The sequence below is a fragment of the Planktosalinus sp. genome (assembly GCF_059864935.1).
Genome location: NZ_JCBCCK010000047.1, coordinates 1 through 3,637 on the forward strand (window position 1 = coordinate 1; position 3,637 = coordinate 3,637).

2 protein-coding genes are annotated in these 3,637 nt (G+C 40.5%); one reads left to right on the top strand and one right to left on the bottom strand.

Annotation, left to right across the window (positions count from 1 at the left end; genetic code table 11):
• Positions 1-194: 194 nt before the first annotated feature.
• Positions 195-986 (top strand): T9SS type A sorting domain-containing protein, encoded by a 792-nt coding sequence (locus AC6F75_RS01955; protein WP_500713239.1) that lies wholly within the window; start codon positions 195-197, stop codon positions 984-986.
• 55 nt (positions 987-1,041) lie between these two features.
• On the opposite strand, the gene mfd is transcribed toward AC6F75_RS01955, so the two are convergent.
• Positions 1,042-3,637: transcription-repair coupling factor (gene mfd, locus AC6F75_RS01960; RefSeq protein WP_500713240.1), on the bottom strand; the 2,596-nt coding region annotated here is incomplete at its 5' end.

The following is a 3,637-nucleotide window of genomic DNA, read 5'->3' on the forward strand; positions in this document are numbered from 1 at the left end:
AGGAGAGCGGGTGAGTAAAAAGTTTGTAAAGGAATAACTAAGGTTTAACTCTTTTTAGTCCCGAAGTTTCGGGATTGAAGCCTGAAAGTAGAGACATACCCGCCGGGACATTATGCGGTTATATTGACCGTTGACGGACAGACAGTTCATGCCAAACAATTGATAATTAACTAAAGCTTTAAATAAAAAACGATATGAAAATTTTAAAATTAAAAAAAATAAAATTACTCTATGTAAATTTAATTGCAATAGCTTTCTTACTGCCCTCCCTTGGAGGGGCTGGTGGATGGCTATACGCCCAAGACCCCGAACTATTTAACCATACTTGGTATTTGGAGAAAGTAAACGTTAATAGTGTCGATTATATTTTAGCTAATTATTATACTGCAGAAGCGGCAATAACTGAATTTGATGAAAAAAACAATTTGTTATTTATTTCATTATGTGAGTTTATGTGTTTTTGGGCTAAAACATCGTATGCAGGAGGAAACATGATGAATTTGTCAGAAATTGATGAATGTGTCCTCACTGGAGAATGTGTGGCACCAAGTTCTGATCTTAATTTTTATAGAGAGATCTATTTTTCTATTTTTCACTTTTGGGATTCTACATCACAAACAGACGTTTTTAAAAACCCCTTCACCTACACCATAGCAACCGTAAATAACTATTACCAACTCACCATAGAAAACGGTGAGGGTGACTGGGCGGTATATAACAGTGTGTTGCTGTCAGCAGCAAGTTTTAGTCAAAATAGTTTTACTTTATACCCGAACCCGGTCAATGAAACCTTGCATGTAAACAACGGCTCAAACCAAGCCGTTACAGCAACAACCTATGACCTCAATGGCAAACAATTGCAAAAGCATTCTCTTGAAACCGGTGACAAGACTATTGACGTAAAGGCATTCAACCCGGGTTTGTATTTTGTGGTGCTTGAAAGTGAGGCAGGAGTGCGGGTGAGTAAAAAGTTTATTAAACAATAGTTCAACCCTCTCAGTCCCGATAGTCATCGGGAAAACCCTGAGAGGGCTGGGAAGCCTAAAACCTTTCTAAAACCTTCAAAGCCTGCTTTACCGATTGTACATGTTCAAAACTTAAAATCAACCGCAAGCCGTTGCGGGTTTCTTTTTCTTTCAGTTTTACCAAGCCCGATTGAGACTGCACAAACTGCAACACCTTTTGAAACGATTCACTTTGATAAAATCCTGATTGTTGGTCAGCAATAAAATAGCCCACAAACTTGCCTTGTTTCATTACCACACGCTCCAGACCCATAGTGATGGCAATCCATTTAATCCTAATACTGTCCAGCAAATCTGCTACTTGAACGGGCAGGTTGCCAAAACGGTCTATAAGCTCTTTTTCAAATTGCTGTAAGCCTTCTTCGGTTTTGAGTTCTGAGAGTTTGTTGTAGAGGTTGAGTCTTTCGGTAATGTTATTGACATAATCATCGGGGAAGAGGATTTCAAAATCGGTGTCAATAACGGTTTCTTTGATGTATTTTTTATCTTTTTCGCCCTTGTAAAGGTCTTTAAACTCTTTTTCCTTGAGTTCTTCTATGGCTTCGGCAAGTATTTTTTGATAGGTATCAAAACCAATTTCGTTGATAAACCCGCTTTGCTCACCGCCGAGCAAATCACCTGCACCGCGAATTTCTAAATCTTTCATTGCAATATTAAGTCCGCTGCCCAATTCTGAAAATTGCTCCAGTGCCGTGATTCGTTTTCGGGCGTCATCTGTCATTGCAGAGTATTCAGGAGTGATGAAATAGCAAAATGCTTTTTTGTTGCTTCTTCCCACACGTCCTCGCATTTGGTGCAAATCACTTAAACCGAAATTGTTGGCGTTGTTGATAAAAATAGTGTTGGCATTGGGTACATCGAGTCCGCTTTCTATAATGGTTGTGGAAACCAGCACATCAAACTCACCGTTCATAAACGCCAGCATCAGGTTTTCCAGTTTCTTTCCGTCCAACTGCCCGTGACCTATGCCAATTTTGGCATCAGGCACCAAACGTTGCACCATCCCTGCCACTTCCTTGATATTTTCAATACGGTTGTGCACAAAAAACACCTGCCCGCCACGCGAAATTTCATAACTAATCCCATCGCGAATAACCTCTTCAGAAAAACGGATTACATGAGTTTCGATTGGGTATCGGTTAGGCGGTGGAGTGGTGATGACCGATAAATCCCGTGCAGCCATCAAGCTGAACTGCAATGTCCGCGGAATGGGAGTTGCAGTTAATGTCAACGTGTCCACATTTTCCTTGATAAGTTTAAGCTTGTCTTTTGCAGCCACACCAAACTTCTGCTCCTCGTCAATAATGAGCAAGCCTAGGTCTTTGAATTTTACGGCTTTGTTGATGAGTTGATGGGTGCCTATCACTATGTCCAGTTTGCCGTTAGCGAGATTTTCAAGAACATTGTTCCGCTCTTTTGTTGTTCGGAAACGGTTGAGGTAATCTACATTGACCGGCATTTCTGCAAGCCGTTCGGTAAAAGTTTTGAAATGCTGAAATGCCAAAATGGTCGTGGGAACTAAAACGGCCACCTGTTTGCCGTTGTCCACAGCTTTAAAAGCGGCTCGTATCGCCACTTCGGTTTTGCCGAAGCCCACATCACCACACACTAGACGGTCCATGGGTTGCTCACTTTCCATATCGCGCTTGACGTCTTCTGTTGAGGTGATTTGGTCAGGTGTGTCTTCATAAATAAAGGAAGACTCCAACTCGTGTTGCAAATAAGAATCAGGGTCAAAGGCGAACCCTTTTTGGAGTTTTCGCTTGGCATACAACTCGATGAGGTTGAAGGCGATTTCCTTAACCCGTGTTTTGGTTTTTTGCTTTAAAACTTTCCATGCATTTGAACCCAGCTTGTATATTTTAGGTGGTTTCCCGTCTTTGCCGTTATATTTTGATATTTTGTGAAGCGAGTGAATGCTCAGGTAAAGAATGTCCCTTTCACCGTAAACCAATTTAATGGCTTCTTGTTTTTTACCTTCCACATCAATTTTTTGCAAGCCGCCAAATTTCCCGATTCCGTGGTCGATATGGGTGACATAATCACCAATTTCCAGATTGGTCAACTCTTTTAGGGTGATAGCTTGTTTTTTAGCGTAACCGTTTTTAAGCTGAAACTTGTGGTAACGTTCAAAAATCTGATGGTCTGTATAGCACACATTTTTTTGAAGGTGGTCAATAAAACCCAGATGGAGCGGAAAAACTACTGTTTCAAATTGTTTCACATCGACTTCAGCATCTTCAAAAATATCGTGAAAGCGTTTTGCTTGGTTTGCTGATGAACAGAAAATATAGTTTTTATAACCGTCTGCCGTGTTTTCATTCAGGTTTTGAATAAGCAGGTCAAACTGCTTGTTGAATGAAGGTTGTGGAGTGGTTTTAAAGTCAATGCTCTTATCGCTCAAACTTTTTTGAAAAATAACCTTTGTAAAAACTTCCAGTTGCTCTTTTAGGACTTCGGAATTGCAAAAAAGCGTTTCAGGAGTTAGCTGTTTAATACCCTGTTCCATCTTTGAAAATGTTTCTTCGGCTTTCGCGTAAAGCGAATCAATCCCGCTGAAAAGCAAGTCAGGGTTTTTGATAAATACCACTGTTTTTTGGGAAACATATTCC

What these genes read in the sequence shown, in the direction of transcription:
- AC6F75_RS01955 (WP_500713239.1), top strand. Translation starts at nt 195, where the DNA reads ATGAAAATTTTAAAATTAAAAAAAATAAAATTACTCTATGTAAATTTA.